Source organism: Stenotrophomonas sp. CASM101, assembly GCF_049384845.1.
Lineage (GTDB): Bacteria > Pseudomonadota > Gammaproteobacteria > Xanthomonadales > Xanthomonadaceae > Stenotrophomonas > Stenotrophomonas hibiscicola.
Genome location: NZ_JBMRFR010000003.1, coordinates 241,636 through 258,004, shown reverse-complemented (window position 1 = coordinate 258,004; position 16,369 = coordinate 241,636). Strand labels below are relative to the sequence as shown.

The window sequence follows — 16,369 nt, the reverse complement described above, 5'->3', positions numbered from 1 at the left end:
GCAACGGTGGCACCGGGCAGGCCCGGTGCCGTCCATCACACCAGCGGTTCGTCGGACAGGTAGGTGTAACCGGTCAGGCCGGCTTCCAGCGCGTCCGACAGTTCCTGCGCGCGTTCCGGCGACAGCTGCGCTGCAGCCACGCGCTGCGCATAGGTTGCACGCAGTTCGTCCAGGCGGTAACCCACGTAATCCAGCATCACGTCGGTGGTGTCGCCACGGCGCTGCTGGGTGATGGCGTAGCCATCGGCATCGGCCAGCACTTCCACCGCGTCGGTATCGCCGAACAGGTTGTGGATGTCGCCCAGGATTTCCTGGTAGGCGCCGACCATGAAGAAGCCGATGCGGTAGCTCTCGCCCGGCTTCATCTTGTGCAACGGCAGCGAGCTGTCCAGGCTCTCGTTCTCGACATAGGTTTCCACCATGCCGTCCGAGTCGCAGGTCATGTCGGCGATGATGCCGCGGCGGTCCGGGGTTTCGTCCAGGCGCTCGATCGGCACGATCGGGAACACCTGGTCGATCGCCCACACGTCGGGGATCGATTCGAACACGCTGAAGTTGACGAAGTACTTGTCGACCAGGCGCTCGTTCAGTTCGTCCAGCACCGGGCGATGGCTCTTCTCGTCATAGCTCAGGCGCGCACGCACGCCGTGGGCGATGGCGTAGAACAGATCGTCGATGCGCGCACGCTGCGGCAGGTCGATCTGGCCCAGCGCGTAGCTGGCCAGGCCTTCGGCATGGAAATGCTGGGCTTCCTGGAACAGTTCCACCGCCGGGCGCACGTCCAGCTCGTCATGGATCTCGCGCAGGTGGCGGATCGCCGCCGGCTCGTCGTCGTGCTGGTCCGGCACGCGGCCTTCCTGCGCCTCTTCCACTTCCGAGACGTTGGCGATCAGCACCGCGTGGTGCGCGGTCATCGCACGGCCGCACTCGGTGACGATGCGCGGCGGGGTCAGGCCGAACTCTTCGCAGGCATTGGCCAGCGGCTGCACGATGTTGCTGGCGTAGGAATGCAGGCCGTAGTTGATCGAGCAGAAGCTGCGCGAACGGGTGCCTTCGTAATCCACGCCCAGGCCACCGCCCACATCGACGTGGGTGATCTTCGCGCCCAGGCGCGACAGCTCCACGAAGTAGCGGGTGGCTTCGCGCATGCCGTTGGCGATGTCGCGCACGTTGGAGATCTGCGAGCCCATGTGGAAGTGCAGCAGGTTCAGGCAGTCGGCGTACTCGGTGTCACGCAGCGACTTCCACAGGTCCAGCAGCTGGCGCGGCGACAGGCCGAACTTGGCCTTGTCGCCACCGCTGTTCTGCCACTTGCCGGCGCCCAGCGAGGCCAGGCGCATGCGCACGCCCAGGCCCGGCTTCACGTCCAGCGCCTTGGACTCTTCCAGCACCAGCTTCAGCTCGGACGGCTTCTCGATGACGATGAAGGTCTGCAGGCCCAGCTTGCGGCCGATCAGGGCCAGGCGGATGTACTCGCGGTCCTTGTAGCCGTTGCAGACGATCAGGCCACCCGGGCGCGACAGCGCCAGCACGGCCATCAGTTCGGGCTTGCTGCCCGCTTCCAGGCCGAAGCCTTCGCCGTGGTGGCTGGCCAGGGTGCCGGCCACGCCGCGGGTCTGGTTGACCTTGATCGGGTACACGGCGGTGTAGCCGCCGCTGTACTCCCAGTCCTGCTGGGCCTGGGCGAAGGCCGCCTGCAGCTTGCCCAGGCGCTGGCCGAGGATGTCCGGGAAGCGCACCAGCAGCGGCAGCTTGGCACCGGCCGCGCGCGCAGCGTCCACCACCTTGGGCAGCGACACCACCGGGCCGTCCGCCCCGGTCGGTCTCACCACCATGTGCCCGGCCTGATCCACGTCGAAGTAACCGTCCGCCCAATGCGGGATCGAGTAGGTCTTGCGGGCTTGGTCGAGGGACCAATCGGTCATTTCAGTCGGCCTTGTTGGCAATAAAAGGGGGGGCATGATAACGCCTATGTGCCCACAGGTTCGTTATCATGCGCGCCCGCGCCCGTGACAGGTTCCAACCTGAACGGGCCGATCCGTCCGGATGTGGCATCTGTGCCACGCGGCCCCGCCCGCCAGCCCGGCTCCACCCCTCCGAACAGGACTGTTTTCCCATGACTGACAGCAACAACTGGTACATCGAACACTTCGAGCGCACCGGCTCGGCCATCGGCTACCGCATCACCGGCAAGCTGGACGAGGTGCAGTCGCCGTTCCAGAAGATCGAGATCTTCCAGACCACCGACTGGGGCAACCTGATGACCATCGACGGGGCCATCATGCTGACCAGCAAGGACAACTTCTTCTACCACGAGATGATCAGCCACCCGGTGCTGTTCACCCACGCCGCGCCCAAGCGCGTGGTGATCATCGGTGGCGGCGACTGCGGCACCCTGCGCGAAGTGCTCAAGCACAAGGGCGTGGAGAGCGTGACCCAGTGCGATATCGACGAGCAGGTCACCGTGATGGCGCGCAAGCACTTCCCGGAACTGTGCGACTCCAACGACGACGCCCGCGCCGAGCTGCTGTTCGACGACGGCGTGGCCTACATGGCCAACTGCCCGGCGGGCAGCGTGGACGTGGTGATCGTCGACTCGACCGACCCGGTCGGCCCGGGTGAAGGCCTGTTCAACAAGGCCTTCTACGAGAGCTGCTTCAAGGCCCTGAAGGACGACGGCATTCTGGTGCAGCAGTCCGAGTCGCCGCTGATGCAGCTGGAGCTGATCAACGAAATGCGCACCGAGATGGGCAAGGCCGGCTTCGGTTCGTTCAAGACCCTGCCGTTCCCGCAGCCGTGCTACCCCACCGGCTGGTGGAGCGTGACCATGGCGCGCAAGGGCGACAGCAGCTTCGACTTCCGCCAGGCCGACTCGGCCGCCAAGACCTTCAACACGCTGTACTACACCGCCGCGCTGCACACCGGCGTGCTGGTGACCCCGCCGTTCGTGCAGGCGGCACTGAAAGGTTGATCCAAACAAAAACCCGCGCTGTCGCCAGCGCGGGTTTTTGCTTTCTGTAGAGCCGAGCCATGCTCGGCTGCTGTTCGGACAGGTTGCGATAAATCAAGCCGAGCATAGGCTCGGCTCTACAGTCACAGCGCCCAGATGCCCGCGATCACCGCCACCACCAGGCCCCACTTGATCAGCTGATACGCCACCACGCTGCGCTCGCGCAGTGCCTTGGCCTTCAGGCGCACTTTGTAGACGCTGCCAAATGCCTTGTTGACGCCACCGGTCGGGTCGCCCGGCAGGTTCGGCGATGCACCACCGGCCAGCAGCGTGGCCGCCACCGCGCGGTTGAACAGCCCCGGCAGGCCGAAGCGCAGCGGGCGGGCGATATCGCAGAACAGGATCACGCGGTCCTGCTGCGTCTCGTTGTGTGCATGGTGGATGTAGGTCTCGTCGAACATCATCCACTCGCCGTCGCGCCAGCTCTTCTTGATGCCGTCCACTTCGATGTAGCAGGCATCGTCGTTGGGTGTGCTCAGGCCCAGGTGCAGGCGCAGCGAGCCGGCGAAGGGGTCGCGGTGCGGGCGCAGCTCACTACCCGGCGGCAGCTGCGCGAACATCGCCGCACGCACATCCGGGATCGACTCGATCAGCGCCGTGGTCTTCGGACACAGCGTCTTGGCCGACGGGTGCGACGGGCCGTACCACTTCAGGTAGAAGCGCTTCCAGCCACGACGGAAGAACGAATTGAAGCCGGCATCGTTGAACGTGCTGGAGGCAGCGATCTTCTGCGCGTCGCGCAGCGCCAGCGCCTCGTCGCGGATCATCTGCCAGTTCTGGCGCAGCGGCTCCAGCTGCGGGAACTCCTTGCCCGGGTCCAGGAACGGCGTGGTCGGCACCTTCGAGAACATGTACATGACCACGTTGATCGGGGCCATGAAACTGGAGTGGTCCAGCAGCTGGCGCGACCAGCGCGCGCGGACCTTGCCACGGAAGTGGATGTACAGCACGCAGGCCACGAACAGCGCTGCAATGACGATTTTGATGATCAAAGCACTTTCCTCCAGCCGCGGCCGGAACGGGAAACGGGGCGATGCACGGCCAGGCGGCCAGCACCGGTGGGGAACGCGGCAGGGGACGGGGACGTGCCGGAGGGGGCGGCCGCCGATGTCGCGGATTAACAGCTTATGGTCGGCAGGCCGTGCGCCGGGGTCAAGTTGCCCGTGCGCCGTGTTCATCCGGTTGCGAAGGAGGCGCAGGGCTGGGCGCGCAAGCTGTTGATGCTAAAGGCCAGCTGGAATAAGTGAGACAGAATTGTCCGATTCTGCGCGACGAACTGTTCCAGCCACGACCCCGACATTTCTCCGACAAATCGTGGAATAGCGAACTGGCGAGTACTAAAATTAACGAAAACTTAGTAACTCCCTGTAACACCGGTTCGTAGACGGGCAACCATAGGTTTGCGTTTTGGCTGAACCTATGGTTGCGCAAGGGCTGAGAACCTATGGTTGCAGTGACTTAGGGGCAGAGCTGACGTCCGCGGCTGATTGGCCCTCGCCAACAGCCCAGGAGGCAAGCGCCGCCGTGACATCGGTCCAACCTTGTCGGTCCTTAACAAGTAAGGAGCCCCTTTATGTGCCCTACGAGGGTTCGCGGGGAGTCGGACGAAGCATGCGGTTGGCCTTAGCGACTCAGGACTAGTAGTGGTCGACATCGCTAGAGTCTCGTCCGCTACGGGCCGTACGCTGACGCGCCTCGCTCCTCTTGAAGTTCACGGCTGCTTCATGCCAGAAGCTGACATCGCTAGGCTACCTCCGACGCTTCTCAGAGGCCTTAATATCAAGCCCGCCTTAACGCTGCATGCGGCTAAGACCGGCGGCACTCCATCTACTAAATGGGCCCTGCGTCGGGCCGGCATTGTGGAGCGTTGCCGAAGGGCTATGGAAGGTGCCGGACGACCTGGCCGAGCGTGGCCGCCAGTACGACGCGCAGCGCCTGGGCGGCGTGGCCGTGGAGCTGAAATCGCACTTGCCCATCGAGCGGCAGGCCCGCGTGATCGGGGCCACGTGGCTCGACCAGCAGTTGATCGGCGGCGGCTCGGGCCTGGGCGACCTAGGCTTTGGTGGCGAGGCCAGGCCATGCAACAGCGCGCCGACTTCCTGGCCGAACAGGCGCTGGCCGAGCGGCGCGGGCAGCGCGTGATCCTGGCGCGCAACCTGCTGGGCACGCTGCGCAACCGGGAACTGGCACAGGCCGCGAAGGACATTGCCGCTGAAACCGGCCTGGAGCATCGCCCGGTGGCCGACGGGCAGCGTGTGGCTGGCATCTACCGGCGCAGCGTCATGCTCGCCAGCGGGCGCTACGCGATGCTGGACGACGGCATGGGATTCAGGTTGGTGCCGTGGCGGCCGATGATCGAGCAGCGGCTGGGGCAGCATATCGCCGCCGTGGTGCGCGGTGGCGGCGTATCTTGGGAGCTTGGACGGCAGCGCGGGCCAAGTATTTCTTGAGACCCTTCATCTACTTGTCGAACGGCCGAGCGCCTTCATCAGCCCCGGCTTCTGGCTCGCAAAGGTGCCATAGAAGACCTCATTACCGATGAGCGTGATCGGAGCCACGCGCACGCCGGTTCGTGACTTGGCTTCCGCAGAAATCTTCGGGTCGGTCAGGTCGCGTTCTTCAAACACGATGCTCTGCTGGGACAGCCACTCCTTCAGCACCCGGCAGTCCGGGCAGGCTGGAGTGCTATAGATGATGATGCGCGGGGTGCTGGCTTGGTTCATGGTCGTGCCTTCACTTTCCCCGAGCGGCAAGCCAGCTCTTCATCATGGCGATCTCTCCTTCCTGCGCAGAGATAACCTCCTGAGCCAACTCGCGGACCTCCGGGTCCTTGCCGTACTGCAACGCCACCTTGGCCATGTCGATCGCGCCCTGGTGATGCGGGATCATGCCGCGCATAAAGTCCACATCGGCATCGCCGCTGAAGTCAATCATCATGTCGGCGTGCATGCGGTCATTGCCGGCACGGTAGGCGGTCGTCGAGGCGTCGCCCGAGCTGCCGGTCCCCGCCTGTTGGCCGCGTTCTCCAAGCCACTTATTCATCATGGCGATCTCGCCTTCCTGCGCAGAGATAACCTCCTCGGCCAACTTGCGGACCTCCGGGTCCTTGCCGTACTGCAACGCCACCTTGGCCATGTCGATCGCGCCCTGGTGGTGCGGGATCATGCCGCGCATGAAATCGACGTCGGCGTTTCCAGTGAACTGCGCTCCCATCCCCGCGTGCATCTGGTCGTTCACGGCGCGATACGCGGTCGTGGAAGGACTGTCATTGGCCGAGGCGCTGGAGGGCATCGCGTGCCCATGGTGACCTCCGCTCGCATTGGCCTGCATCACTTCACCCGACGGGACCACCTTCTTCTGAACGGCCCTCAGGCCGATGGCGACCACGACGGCGCCCGCAATGAACAACAGGCTGAACTTGTTGACTCTCATGAAAAACTCCTTGAATGAGGTTGATGGAGTCACTGTAGGGCCTCCCATTGTTGGAAGGTCAAGGCCCTCATTTCGCCGTTGATGCCGATGAAAACCCTCGGCGCAAGATCCAGTCCTTCACTTCCGCCGCCTACGACAACGCGCTGTCGAAGCTGCAGCGGTGGAGGCAGGTGATGTAGCGCCTGAGGTGACCGCTAGATGGAACACCTTCCGCATCGGCCCGATCAGCCCGGACCTAGCCGCACCGGCTTTCGCGCGGTCTGCCACAGCAGCGGCACCAAGATCAGCGCCAGGGCCGGGAAGATCATCCAGTTGACCGCCTGCCAGCCCGAGTTGTGCAGGATCGATCCCGCGAGGAACGACACGGCCGCCGTGGCGGCGAAGACGAAGAAATCGTTCATGCCCTGCGCCTTGCTGCGCTCGGCCGGGGTGTGGCAATCGGTGACCATCGCCGTCGCGCCAATGAAGCTGAAGTTCCAGCCGATGCCCAGCAGCGCCAGCGAGCCCCAGAAGTGGGACAGGCCGAGCCCGCCCAGGGCCACCACCCCGGAGGCGGCGAGCAGCACCATGCCCACGGCGGTCACGCGCTCCTTGCCGTAGCGCACCATCAGCCGCCCAGTGAAGAAGCTCGGCCCGAACATCGCCAGCAGGTGCCACTGGATTCCCAGGGCGGCGTTGTCCACCGAATGCCCGTGGTTGACCATCGCCACCGGCGCGGCGGTCATCACGAACGCCATCACCCCATAGGACACCACGCCTGCGGCCACGGCCAGCGCGTAGCGCGGCATCGCCAGGAGCTGCAGCACCGTGCGGCCGCTGTCGGCGGCGGCTTCGGCCGGGGTCTGGCGCGGCGTGCGCAGCATCAGCAAGATCGGCAGGGCGATCAGCGGCAGCAGCGCTTGGCTGAGGAAGCTGCCGACGTAGGGCGTGCCCGCTACCGCGTCGCGCGTGAAGATCACCAACTGCGGCCCGATGATGGCACCCGCGAGAGCCCCCACCATCACCCAGGAAATCGCCTTGGCCTTGAGCGCGTCCTCGGCGGTGTCGGCGGCTGCGAAGCGGTAGCTCTGCACATACGCGCCGTAGAAGCCCGCCAGGAAGGTGCCGGCGCAGAAGATCCAAAACGAGGCCAGCATGATGCCCAGCGCGGCGATCAGGCCCGAGGCCACGCCGAAGCCGACCCCGACCACGTATCCGTTGCGGCGGCCATGGCGCCGCATGATGAACGCCGCAGGCAAGGTGCCGATGGCAAGACCCAGGCCGAACAGGCTCACAGGCAAGGTGATCGAGGCCGAGTCCTTGGCAAGCTGCTGGCCGACCAGCCCGCCCAGCGACATCACGATGGGCGCGCTGGCGCCACCGAGCGCCTGCGCGGCGGTGAGAACGCCGATGTTTCGGCGCGTGATGCTCTGGTCGGTCATGGGCGGTCCTTCTTGTTCGTTTGTCTGGCCGGAATTATTACACGCATGAATATATGTTCAGTTATTAGACCATGATTCGGCCATACGATGCTCATGAACCGCCGCAGCCTGGTCGCTCCTCGCAAATCTCCCGAGCGGCAGAAGGAACAGCCTGCCGTTCCAATGCGAGCAGGTGCTCTTTCACCCGGGTCAGTTGCGCCATGCGTTCCTCGACACAGGCGAGATGGTCCCGGACAGCCTGCGTCAGCAGCTCGGGTTCCGGGGACTCGCGATGCGTCCAGCCCAGCAAGTTGCGCATGTCATCCAGGCCGATGCCCGGCGCGCGGTAGTTGCGAATCAGGTAAAGCCGCTCGACATGGGCCGGGCCATAGCGCCGGTAGTTGTTGCGGGACCGCTCGGGAGCGGGCAGCAGGCCCTCCCGTTCGTAGAACCTGATGTTCTCAGGGGCGTGCCGGTCAAGCGCGCGAGTTCACCAATCCTCATCCAGCTCTCCGCGCGCAGCGATGGGGGACGCCACCGCTGCGCGCCGGCCCTCATCCCGGCGACCGGGCGGGCTGCTGCGCCGTGGCGCCCGATTGCACCGTGTGCTCAGTCCAGCCGCCGCCCAGCGCCTTGTACAGATGGATGAGGTTGTTCAGCCGCGTCAGGCGCGTGCGCACCAGGGTCTGCTGCGTGCCGTAATGCGTGCGCTGCGCGTCGAGTACAGTGAGGTTGTTGTCCACGCCCTCCTGGAAGCGCTGCTCGGCCAGCTCGTAGGCCTTCTGGCTGGCCGCCACCAGGAGCTGCTCCGCGCGGATCTGCTCATCGAGCGTGCGCTTGCCCGCCAGGCCGTCGGCCACCTCGGCGAAGGCCGCCTGGATGGACTTCTCGTAGTTGGCGATCTCGATGCGCTTCTGTACGTGCGCCACGTCCAGGTTGGCGCGCAGCGCGCCGCCGCGGAAGATGGGCAGCGTGATCTGCGGCAGGAAGCTCCAGGCCCGCGAGCCCGAATCGAACAGGCCGTCCAGCGAAGCGCTGGCCGTGCCCGCCGAGCCCGTGAGGCTGATCATCGGGAAGAACGCGGCCCGCGCCGCGCCGATGTTGGCGTTGGCGCCGATCAGCATCTGCTCGGCGGCGCGGATGTCCGGCCGGCGCGCGAGCAGTTCGGACGGCAGGCCGCTCGGCAGGCCGGTCGGCACGATGTCGTCCGGCAGCGCCATGGCCTCGTCAAGCTGCCGGGACAGCTCCGGCGTCAGCGGCTGGCCCAACAGCAGCACCAGCGCGTTGCGGTCCTTGGCCGCCTGCCGCGTGTAGGCGGCATGGTTGGCCTCGGCGGTGCGCAGCGCGATCTCTGCGCGGCGCAGGTCGAGCTGCGTGGAGTTGCCCGCTTCCACCAGTTGGGTGGTCAGCCCGTAGGAGCGCTTCTGCGTGGCGAGGGTGTCGCTCGTCAGGCGCAGCAGTTCCTGGTCGGCACGCAGCGTGAGGTAGGCGCTGGCCACCTCGGACACCAGGCTCATCTGCGTGGCGATGCGGGTCTCGTCGAGGGCCAGGTAGGACGCCAGCGCCCGGTCGCTGAGGCTGCGGACGCGGCCCCACAGGTCCAGTTCCCAGGCGGCCGTCACCCCGGCCACGTCGTAGCGCCGGAGCACGTCGCTTTGCCCCGTGGTGCTGAGGTCGGCCGGTGCGCGCTCTGACGCGCCGCGGGCGGAAACGCCCAGGTTCGGCAGCATCTCGGCACGCTGGATACGGTACAGCGCCTGAGCCGCCTCCACGTTGAGCGCGGCCTTGCGCATGTCGCGGTTGTTCTCCAGTGAAATGCCGATCAACTGCTGCAGCAGCGGGTCGCGGAAGAAGTCCCGCCAGCCGATCTCGGCCGTGATCGCGTCGTCGGGCGTCGCGGCCGCCGGTTCCACATAGGCCGCGCCCGAGGGATAAGCCGTGTCGATCGGCGCTGCGGGCCGGTCATACTTCGGTGCCATGGAGCAGCCAGTCAACGCCGCCGCGAGGGCGAGCGGCGCCAGCGTCCTGGCGGGTCGTGTGAATGCGAAAGATGTTTTCATGTCGTATGTCCTCCTGGCCGTCATGCGTGCTGGTCGGTCATGCCGACACGGGCATGGCGCGCTTCGCGGCGCAGCGCCAGCTTGCGCACCACGACGTAGAACACCGGCGTCAGCACCAGGCCGAATACCGTCACGCCCAGCATGCCGGCGAACACCGCGATGCCCATGGCGTGGCGCATCTCGGCGCCCGCACTGCTGGCCAGCACCAGCGGCACCACGCCAGCGATGAAGGCGAACGACGTCATCAGGATCGGGCGCAGCCGCAAGCGCGCGGCTTCAAGCACGGCTGCCAGCGGATCGGCCCCTTCGCTTTCCTTCGCGCGGGCGAACTCCACGATCAGGATCGCGTTCTTGGCGGCCAGGCCGACCAGCACCACGAAACCGATCTGCGTGAAGATGTTGTTGTCCCCCCCAGAGAGCCAGACGCCGGCGATCGCCGAGAGCAGCGCCATGGGTGCAATCAGCAGCACAGCGAACGGCAGCGACCAACTGTTGTACTGGGCCGCCAGGAACAGGAAGGCGAGCAGCACCGCCAGCGCGAAGATATAGATAGCAGTATTGCCAACTCGCTTTTCCTGGAAAGTCAGGTCCGTCCATTCGTAGGTCATACCGTCCGGCAGCGATTCGCTCACGATCTTCTCAATCGCGGCGGTGGCCTGGCCGGATGAGTAGCCCGGCGCTGGCCCGCCGCTGATGTCGGCCGAGGGGAAGCCGTTGTAATGCATCACCCGGTCGGGGCCGGAACTGCGCTCGATGGTCGCGATCGCGCTCAGCGGGATCATGTCGCCCGCTGCATTGCGCACCTTGAGCATGCCTATGTCCTCAGCCTGCATGCGGAACTGCGCATCGGCTTGGGCCATTACCCGGTAGGTGCGACCGAAGCGGTTGAAGTCGTTGACGTAGAGCGAGCCAAGGTTGACCTGCAGGGTGTCGAACACCTCGGTCAGCGACACGCCCTGCGACTTGGCCTTCACCCGGTCGATGTCCACCTGCAACTGCGGCGCATTGGTCTGGAAGCTGGCGAGCATGTTCGCCAGCTCGGGCGCCTGCATGGCCTTGCCCATGATCTGGCCCTGTGCTTGTGCAAGCGCCTCGGGACCCAGGCCCGCCCGGTCCTCAATCTGCAGCTTAAAGCCGCCCATAGAACCCAGGCCCGGCACCGGCGGCGGCGGGAAGATGCCGACGAAGCCGTCCGGGATCTGGCTGAACTTGCCCATGAGCTTGCCCTGGATGGCGAAGGCCGACAGCGACGGGTCCTTGCGCTCATCGAAGGGCTTGAGCATGGCGAACATCAGCGCGGTGTTCGGCTGGTTCACCGGTCCATTGACCGACAGGCCCGGGAAGGCCACCACGCTCTCGACGCCCGGCTCAGCCAGTGCGATCTTGGTCATCTCCTTGACGACCGCCTCGGTGCGATCCAGCGAGGCGCCGGTCGGAAGCTGGGCGATGCCCACGAGGTAGTACTTGTCCTGGGCGGGCACGAAGCCCGCAGGCACCTTGTGGAAGCCCAGCCAGGTCAGGCTCAGGAAGCCGACGTAGAGCAGCAGCACGATGGCGCTGCCGCGCACCGCGCGGCGCACGCCCCCGACGTAGGAATTCGAGGCGCGGTCGAAGAAGCTGTTGAAGCGGCGGAAGAAGCCGCCGAACACGCCATCGATGATGCGCGTGACGCGATCGGGCTTGGCCGCGCCGTGGTGCGGCTTGAGCAGGATGGCGGCCAGCGCTGGCGACAGCGTAAGCGAGTTGATCGCCGACAGGATGGTCGAGAACGCGATGGTTAGCGCGAATTGGCGATAGAACTCGCCCTGCAGCCCCGACAGGAACGCCGAGGGGATGAAGACCGCTGCCAGCACCGAGGTGATGGCCAGGATCGGGCCAGTCACTTCATCCATCGCCTTGCGCGCCGCGTCCTTGGGTGATTCGCCCAGCGCTATGTGGCGCTCCACGTTCTCCACCACCACGATGGCGTCATCCACCACGATGCCGATGGACAGCACCAGTCCGAACAGCGACAGTGTGTTCAGCGAGAAACCGAACATGTGCATCACCGCGAACGTGCCGACCAGCGAGACCGGCACGGCGATCAGCGGGATGATCGACGCGCGCCAGGATTGCAGGAACAGCACCACCACGATCACCACCAGGAAGATGGCCTCCAGCAGCGTGACGGCGACGGACTGGAGCGAGGCGCGCACGAAGACCGTGGGGTCGTAGGCGACGCTATACTCAATGCCGTCGGGGAACTTGGCTTGAAGTCGGTCCATTGCCGCGCGCACCGCGCTAGACACATCCAGCGCGTTCGCGCCCGGGCTCTGGATGATCTGTATCCCCACCGCCGGCTCGCCATTGAGCAGGCTGCGCAAAGAGTAGGAATCGGCCCCCATCGAGATGCGGGCGACATCCCGCAGGCGAGTTACCTGGCCGTCGGCGCCCGTCTTCACGACGATCTCGCCGAATTGCTCCTCGCTCGACAGTCGGCCCAGAGTGTTGACCGTGACCTGGAACGCCGCCGAGGCATCCGGCTGCTGACCAACCGAACCAGCGGCAACCTGTATGTTCTGCTCGCGGATGGCGGCAACCACGTCGCTCGCGATCAGCCCACGAGCAGCGACCTTGGCGGGTTCGAGCCAGACCCGCATCGAATACTCCCCGGCGCCCCAGACTAGGACATCGCCGACGCCTGGCGTACGAGCCAGCTCATCCTTCACATGAAGTGTGGCGTAGTTGGAGACGTACAGCGGATCATATCGACCTCCAGGCGAAAGCAAATGCACCACCATGAGAACGTCCGGCGACGTTTTCTCGGTGACAACACCGATGCGCTGAACTTCAGGCGGTAGGCGCGGCAACGCCCGCGAGACCCGGTTTTGCACCTGGATCTGCGCAATGTCGGCGTTGATATGCTGCTCGAAGGAGACGGTGAGCACCATTTTCCCGTCGGTGGACATCTGAGACTGCATGTACATCATGCCTTCTACGCCGTTGATCGCCTGCTCCAGCGGTGATGCCACGGTATCGGCGATCACTTGCGGGTTGGCACCGGGATAGCTAGCGGTGACCTGCACCGTGGGAGGCGTGACCTGCGGGTATTCGCTCAGCGGCAGCTGGAAGTAGCTGATCGCGCCCGCGATCAGCATCAGCAGCGACAGGACGATGGCGAAGACCGGCCGGTTGATGAAGAAGCGGGGGAAATTCATTTGCGGGCCTCCGCCGAGCCGGCCGCGCCGTCAGCCTTGGCGGGGTCCGCGCCACCGGCCTTGGCAGGCGCCGCAGCGGGAGCCGGAGCGTTTGCCGCAGCCTTGGTCGCGCCGGCCGCGCCTGCGGCCGGTGCCGCGGGCGCCTGCATGGGCACCATGCGCGGCGTGACCGCCATGCCGGGGCGCACGAGGCCCTTGATGATGATCTTCTCACCGGCCTGCAGGCCGCCGTTGATGACGCGCAGCCCGTCCACCACCGGCCCCAGTTCGATGGGCCGGTACTGGGCCTGGTTGTTCTCGCCCACAACCAGCACGTAGTTGCGCCCTTGGTCGGTGCCCACGGCCTGATCGTCGATCAGGACGGCCTCGCGCGCCGCGCCGGTGGACAGCTTGGCCCGGACGAACATGCCGGGTGCCATGCGCCCATCCGGATTGGGCACAACGGCGCGCACGCGGATCGTGCCGGTGCTTCGGTCAATGGTGTTGCCCACGAAGTCGAGCGCGCCCCTGTGCGGGAAACCCTTGTCCGTGGTCAGCCCGACCTGCACGGGCAGCGAGGCCTTGCCGCCGGCGCCCGCAGCGGGCCGCGAGCGGCTCACGACGTTGAGGTACGTGGCTTCGTCGATGTCGAAGTACACGTGCAGCGGGTCGATGGACACGACCGTGGTCAGCAGCGTGGCCGCGCCGGCGACACCGCCGCTGACCAGGTTGCCCTCGGTCACGAGCACGCGGTCAACGCGCCCGGCGATGGGCGCCGTGACGCGGGCGTAGGACAGATCCAGCCGCGCCGCAGCGACGGCGGCCTTGGCCGCTTGCACCTGGGCCTGGCGCGCACTGCGCGCGGAGACGGCATCGTCGTAGGTCTTGCGCGCGACAGCGCCGGTCGCCACCAGGCGCTCGGCGCGGTCGAAGTCGGCCTGGGCCTGACTGGCCAGCACCTCGGCCTGTTGCAGTTGCGCCGCAGCCGTGTCGAGCGAGACCTGGAACGGCCGGGGGTCGATCTGGAACAGCAGTTGTCCCTTGCGCACCAGTCTGCCCTCGGGGACGCTCACAGCATCGACGGCGCCGCCGACCCGCGAGCGCAGCTCGACGGTCTTGGGCGCGGCCAGGAAGCCGGTGTACTCGGCCGATGGCGCGACCGTGCGGGTGATGACCTCGGCCACGGGCACCTGCGGCGCCATCGGCGCGTCCGCCGGGGGTGCCGCGGCCTTGCCCTCGTCCTTGGCGTCGCGGGCGGCAATCGCTATGCCCCCGACGGCTGCGATGACGCCTGCCACCACAACGATTCTGATTTTTTTACGCATGGAAGTGCCCCTTTCTTGGATGCAGGACTCCGGCCCTTCCGAAGCGCTCTGCAGAAATTTGTGTGGAGGCTGGGCGTTACAACGAAGGCAAGGTCAAGCCCTTTGGGTTGCCCTAGCGGGCAGGCTGCATGGACAAGGTGGTGGGGAACCCCGCGTCGTCGCCGTGGCCACTCCGACATCCAGCTCACGAATGCCGTTATGCGGTTGAACCGGTCGGTCTTGTGGGTGATTGCGAGCGCGGGAGGCTCAGGCGTCCAAGCTGCCGCCGCCCATTGCTGTGCCTGCGCGGCATCCCGGCGCCCAGGCAGGGCCCGCGATTCAGGCTGTTGCGCCCAGGCCGCATCGAGGACGTCCTTGAGGCTAACCGGCGGCGTGGGTACCGGCGCCTCGCAACCTGCCATTCGCCTGGGTGCTTGGGCCTGGTCAGTCGTCGGCTTTGTCCTCGGAAATGTGGACCGCCATGTCCTGCAGCACCTGGCTGACGTGCTGGTCCGCGATGCTGTAGAAGATGTGCTTGGCTTGGCGTTCGCCGCGCACGAGGCGCGCTCCGCGCAGCAGCCGCAGGTGATGGCTGACCAGAGACTGCGACAGGTCGAGCGCTTCGGCGATGTCCCCCACGGCGACCGAGCCATGCATGCACTGCAGCAGGATCTTCAATCGCGATTGGTCGCCCAGCAGGCGGAAGGTCTCGGCCAGAACAGCGACGTCACTTTGCGACATTGCGAGGGCATCGGTCGCCGCGTCGTGGCTGGTGGTCGAGCATTGCGCGGTGTCGGCGCTGGTGGTTTCGCGGGACGTCATGGATGCAAATCCTCAAGTGGAGTGCGAGCCGGCTCGCGCGGCCTCAATGCCTGTGACCAGGAGCGGAATGGTCGTGGTCATGGCCGTGGCTGTGCCCGCCGCCATGCTTGTGATTGCCATGATCATGGCCGCTGTGGTCATGACCGCTGTGATCGTGGCCGCTGTGGTCCTGACGCTCCGACGTGGGCTGCAAGCTGCAGACGTTCTCGTCGGTGCCCGAGTTCCAGTCGATCCCGACCGTGGCGTGTTCGATGCTGAATTGCTCTCGAAGCACCGCTTCGACGCGTTTGACCACGGCGCGTGCTTCCTCGTCCACGTTGGGGCGAACGTGCAGCGTGGCCATCGTGCGCCCGGAGGTGAGCTGCCACACGTGAACGTGGCTGACGGCCGCCAGGCCCGGCACGGCGCCCATCAGGCCTTGCTCCACCTTCTCCGGCGAAGCATCCTCCGGCGCGCCTTCCAGCAGGATGTGGATCGACTTGGCGAGCAGCTTCCATGCGCTGCGCAGGATCAGCGCCGCCACCAGGACCGACAGGATGGGATCTATCGGCGTCCAGCCCGTGAGGTAGATGACGATCGCAGCGACGATGGCGCCGACCGAGCCGAGCAGGTCGCCCATCACGTGCAGGATGGCCCCCTTCACGTTGACGTGATCGGTCTCTCCGCGGGTCATGATCCACAGCACGAGCACGTTCACCAGCAGGCCGAGCACGGCGACGATCATCATCGGGCCGGCAAGGATCACGGGCGGCGCCTGCAGCCGCTCCCACGCCTCGTAGGCGATCCAGGCGACGATCGCGAACAGGGTCACGGCGTTCAGGAAACCGGCGATGACCTCGAAGCGCAGGTAGCCGAAGGTGCGCTTGCTGTCGGCCGCGCGGCGGCCGAACCGGAATGCTGCGTAGGCCAGTGCGAGCGCCGCGGCGTCGGTCAGCATGTGGCCCGCGTCGGCCAGCAAGGCCAGCGAGCCCGACAGCACGCCTCCGACGGCCTCCACAACCATGAAGCCGAAGATCAGGAAAAAGGACAGCAGGACCTTGCGCTCGTTGGCGCTGGTCACGGTCGGGGTGTGGTCATGATCATGGTCGTGATCGTGATCGTGACCATGGTCATGTGCGTGGGATTGGGACATGGGGCCTCGGGAAACTGGGTCTTTGACTGTGGC

12 protein-coding genes and 2 pseudogenes are annotated in these 16,369 nt (G+C 66.0%); 2 read left to right on the top strand and 12 right to left on the bottom strand.

Translation table 11 applies throughout. The annotated features are described in order from the left end of the window. Positions 1–35: 35 nt before the first annotated feature. On the bottom strand, positions 36–1,925 hold the full coding sequence (speA, locus tag VG543_RS07435; protein WP_061480252.1) for an arginine decarboxylase: 1,890 nt from the start codon (positions 1,923–1,925) through the stop codon (positions 36–38). A 191-nt stretch (positions 1,926–2,116) separates the two neighbouring features. Between speA and speE the strand changes: the two genes are divergently transcribed. Then, positions 2,117–2,971 (top strand): polyamine aminopropyltransferase, encoded by an 855-nt coding sequence (gene speE / locus VG543_RS07430; protein ID WP_103282140.1) that lies wholly within the window; start codon positions 2,117–2,119, stop codon positions 2,969–2,971. A gap of 122 nt (positions 2,972–3,093) precedes the next feature. Here the strand turns inward: speE and VG543_RS07425 are convergent, their stop codons facing one another. Then, positions 3,094–3,999 (bottom strand): aspartyl/asparaginyl beta-hydroxylase domain-containing protein, encoded by a 906-nt coding sequence (locus VG543_RS07425; RefSeq protein WP_032954620.1) that lies wholly within the window; start codon positions 3,997–3,999, stop codon positions 3,094–3,096. Positions 4,000–4,848: 849 nt separating this feature from the next. Between VG543_RS07425 and VG543_RS07420 the strand changes: the two are divergent. Next, positions 4,849–5,460, top strand: a pseudogene (locus VG543_RS07420) (DUF3363 domain-containing protein); the annotation flags it as partial. Between the two features lie 6 nt (positions 5,461–5,466). Here VG543_RS07420 and VG543_RS07415 read toward each other — a convergent pair. The 10 genes and pseudogenes from VG543_RS07415 to VG543_RS07370 all read right to left on the bottom strand — a co-directional run bounded on the left by VG543_RS07415 (position 5,467) and on the right by VG543_RS07370 (position 16,336). Next, on the bottom strand, positions 5,467–5,733 hold the full coding sequence (locus tag VG543_RS07415; protein ID WP_008786730.1) for a glutaredoxin family protein: 267 nt from the start codon (positions 5,731–5,733) through the stop codon (positions 5,467–5,469). A 10-nt stretch (positions 5,734–5,743) separates the two neighbouring features. Then, the gene (copM, locus tag VG543_RS07410; protein ID WP_071228802.1) at positions 5,744–6,442 is read right to left on the bottom strand and encodes a CopM family metallochaperone; all 699 of its coding nucleotides are present in this window, start codon (positions 6,440–6,442) and stop codon (positions 5,744–5,746) included. A 224-nt stretch (positions 6,443–6,666) separates the two neighbouring features. After that, positions 6,667–7,863 (bottom strand): MFS transporter, encoded by a 1,197-nt coding sequence (locus tag VG543_RS07405; protein ID WP_049462200.1) that lies wholly within the window; start codon positions 7,861–7,863, stop codon positions 6,667–6,669. 91 nt (positions 7,864–7,954) lie between these two features. Next, entirely contained in the window at positions 7,955–8,161 is a 207-nt protein-coding gene (locus VG543_RS07400; protein WP_239518967.1) for a hypothetical protein, read from the bottom strand. A gap of 45 nt (positions 8,162–8,206) precedes the next feature. Further along, positions 8,207–8,272: pseudogene (locus VG543_RS07395) on the bottom strand (MerR family transcriptional regulator); the annotation flags it as partial. 124 nt (positions 8,273–8,396) lie between these two features. Next, positions 8,397–9,902 carry an efflux transporter outer membrane subunit gene (locus VG543_RS07390; RefSeq protein ID WP_149909466.1) on the bottom strand — a complete coding sequence of 502 codons (1,506 nt, stop codon included), beginning with the start codon at positions 9,900–9,902 and terminating at the stop codon, positions 8,397–8,399. Positions 9,903–9,922: 20 nt separating this feature from the next. Next, positions 9,923–13,099 (bottom strand): efflux RND transporter permease subunit, encoded by a 3,177-nt coding sequence (locus tag VG543_RS07385; RefSeq protein ID WP_134952122.1) that lies wholly within the window; start codon positions 13,097–13,099, stop codon positions 9,923–9,925. Continuing rightward, positions 13,096–14,403, bottom strand: a complete 1,308-nt coding sequence (locus VG543_RS07380) for an efflux RND transporter periplasmic adaptor subunit (protein ID WP_164171306.1) — start codon at positions 14,401–14,403, stop codon at positions 13,096–13,098. The genes VG543_RS07385 and VG543_RS07380 overlap by 4 nt, the downstream gene beginning before the upstream one ends. Positions 14,404–14,826: 423 nt before the next feature. After that, positions 14,827–15,204 carry an ArsR/SmtB family transcription factor gene (locus tag VG543_RS07375; RefSeq protein ID WP_134952144.1) on the bottom strand — a complete coding sequence of 126 codons (378 nt, stop codon included), beginning with the start codon at positions 15,202–15,204 and terminating at the stop codon, positions 14,827–14,829. Between the two features lie 43 nt (positions 15,205–15,247). Beyond that, entirely contained in the window at positions 15,248–16,336 is a 1,089-nt protein-coding gene (locus VG543_RS07370; protein ID WP_134952143.1) for a cation diffusion facilitator family transporter, read from the bottom strand. Between the last annotated feature and the right edge of the window lie 33 nt (positions 16,337–16,369).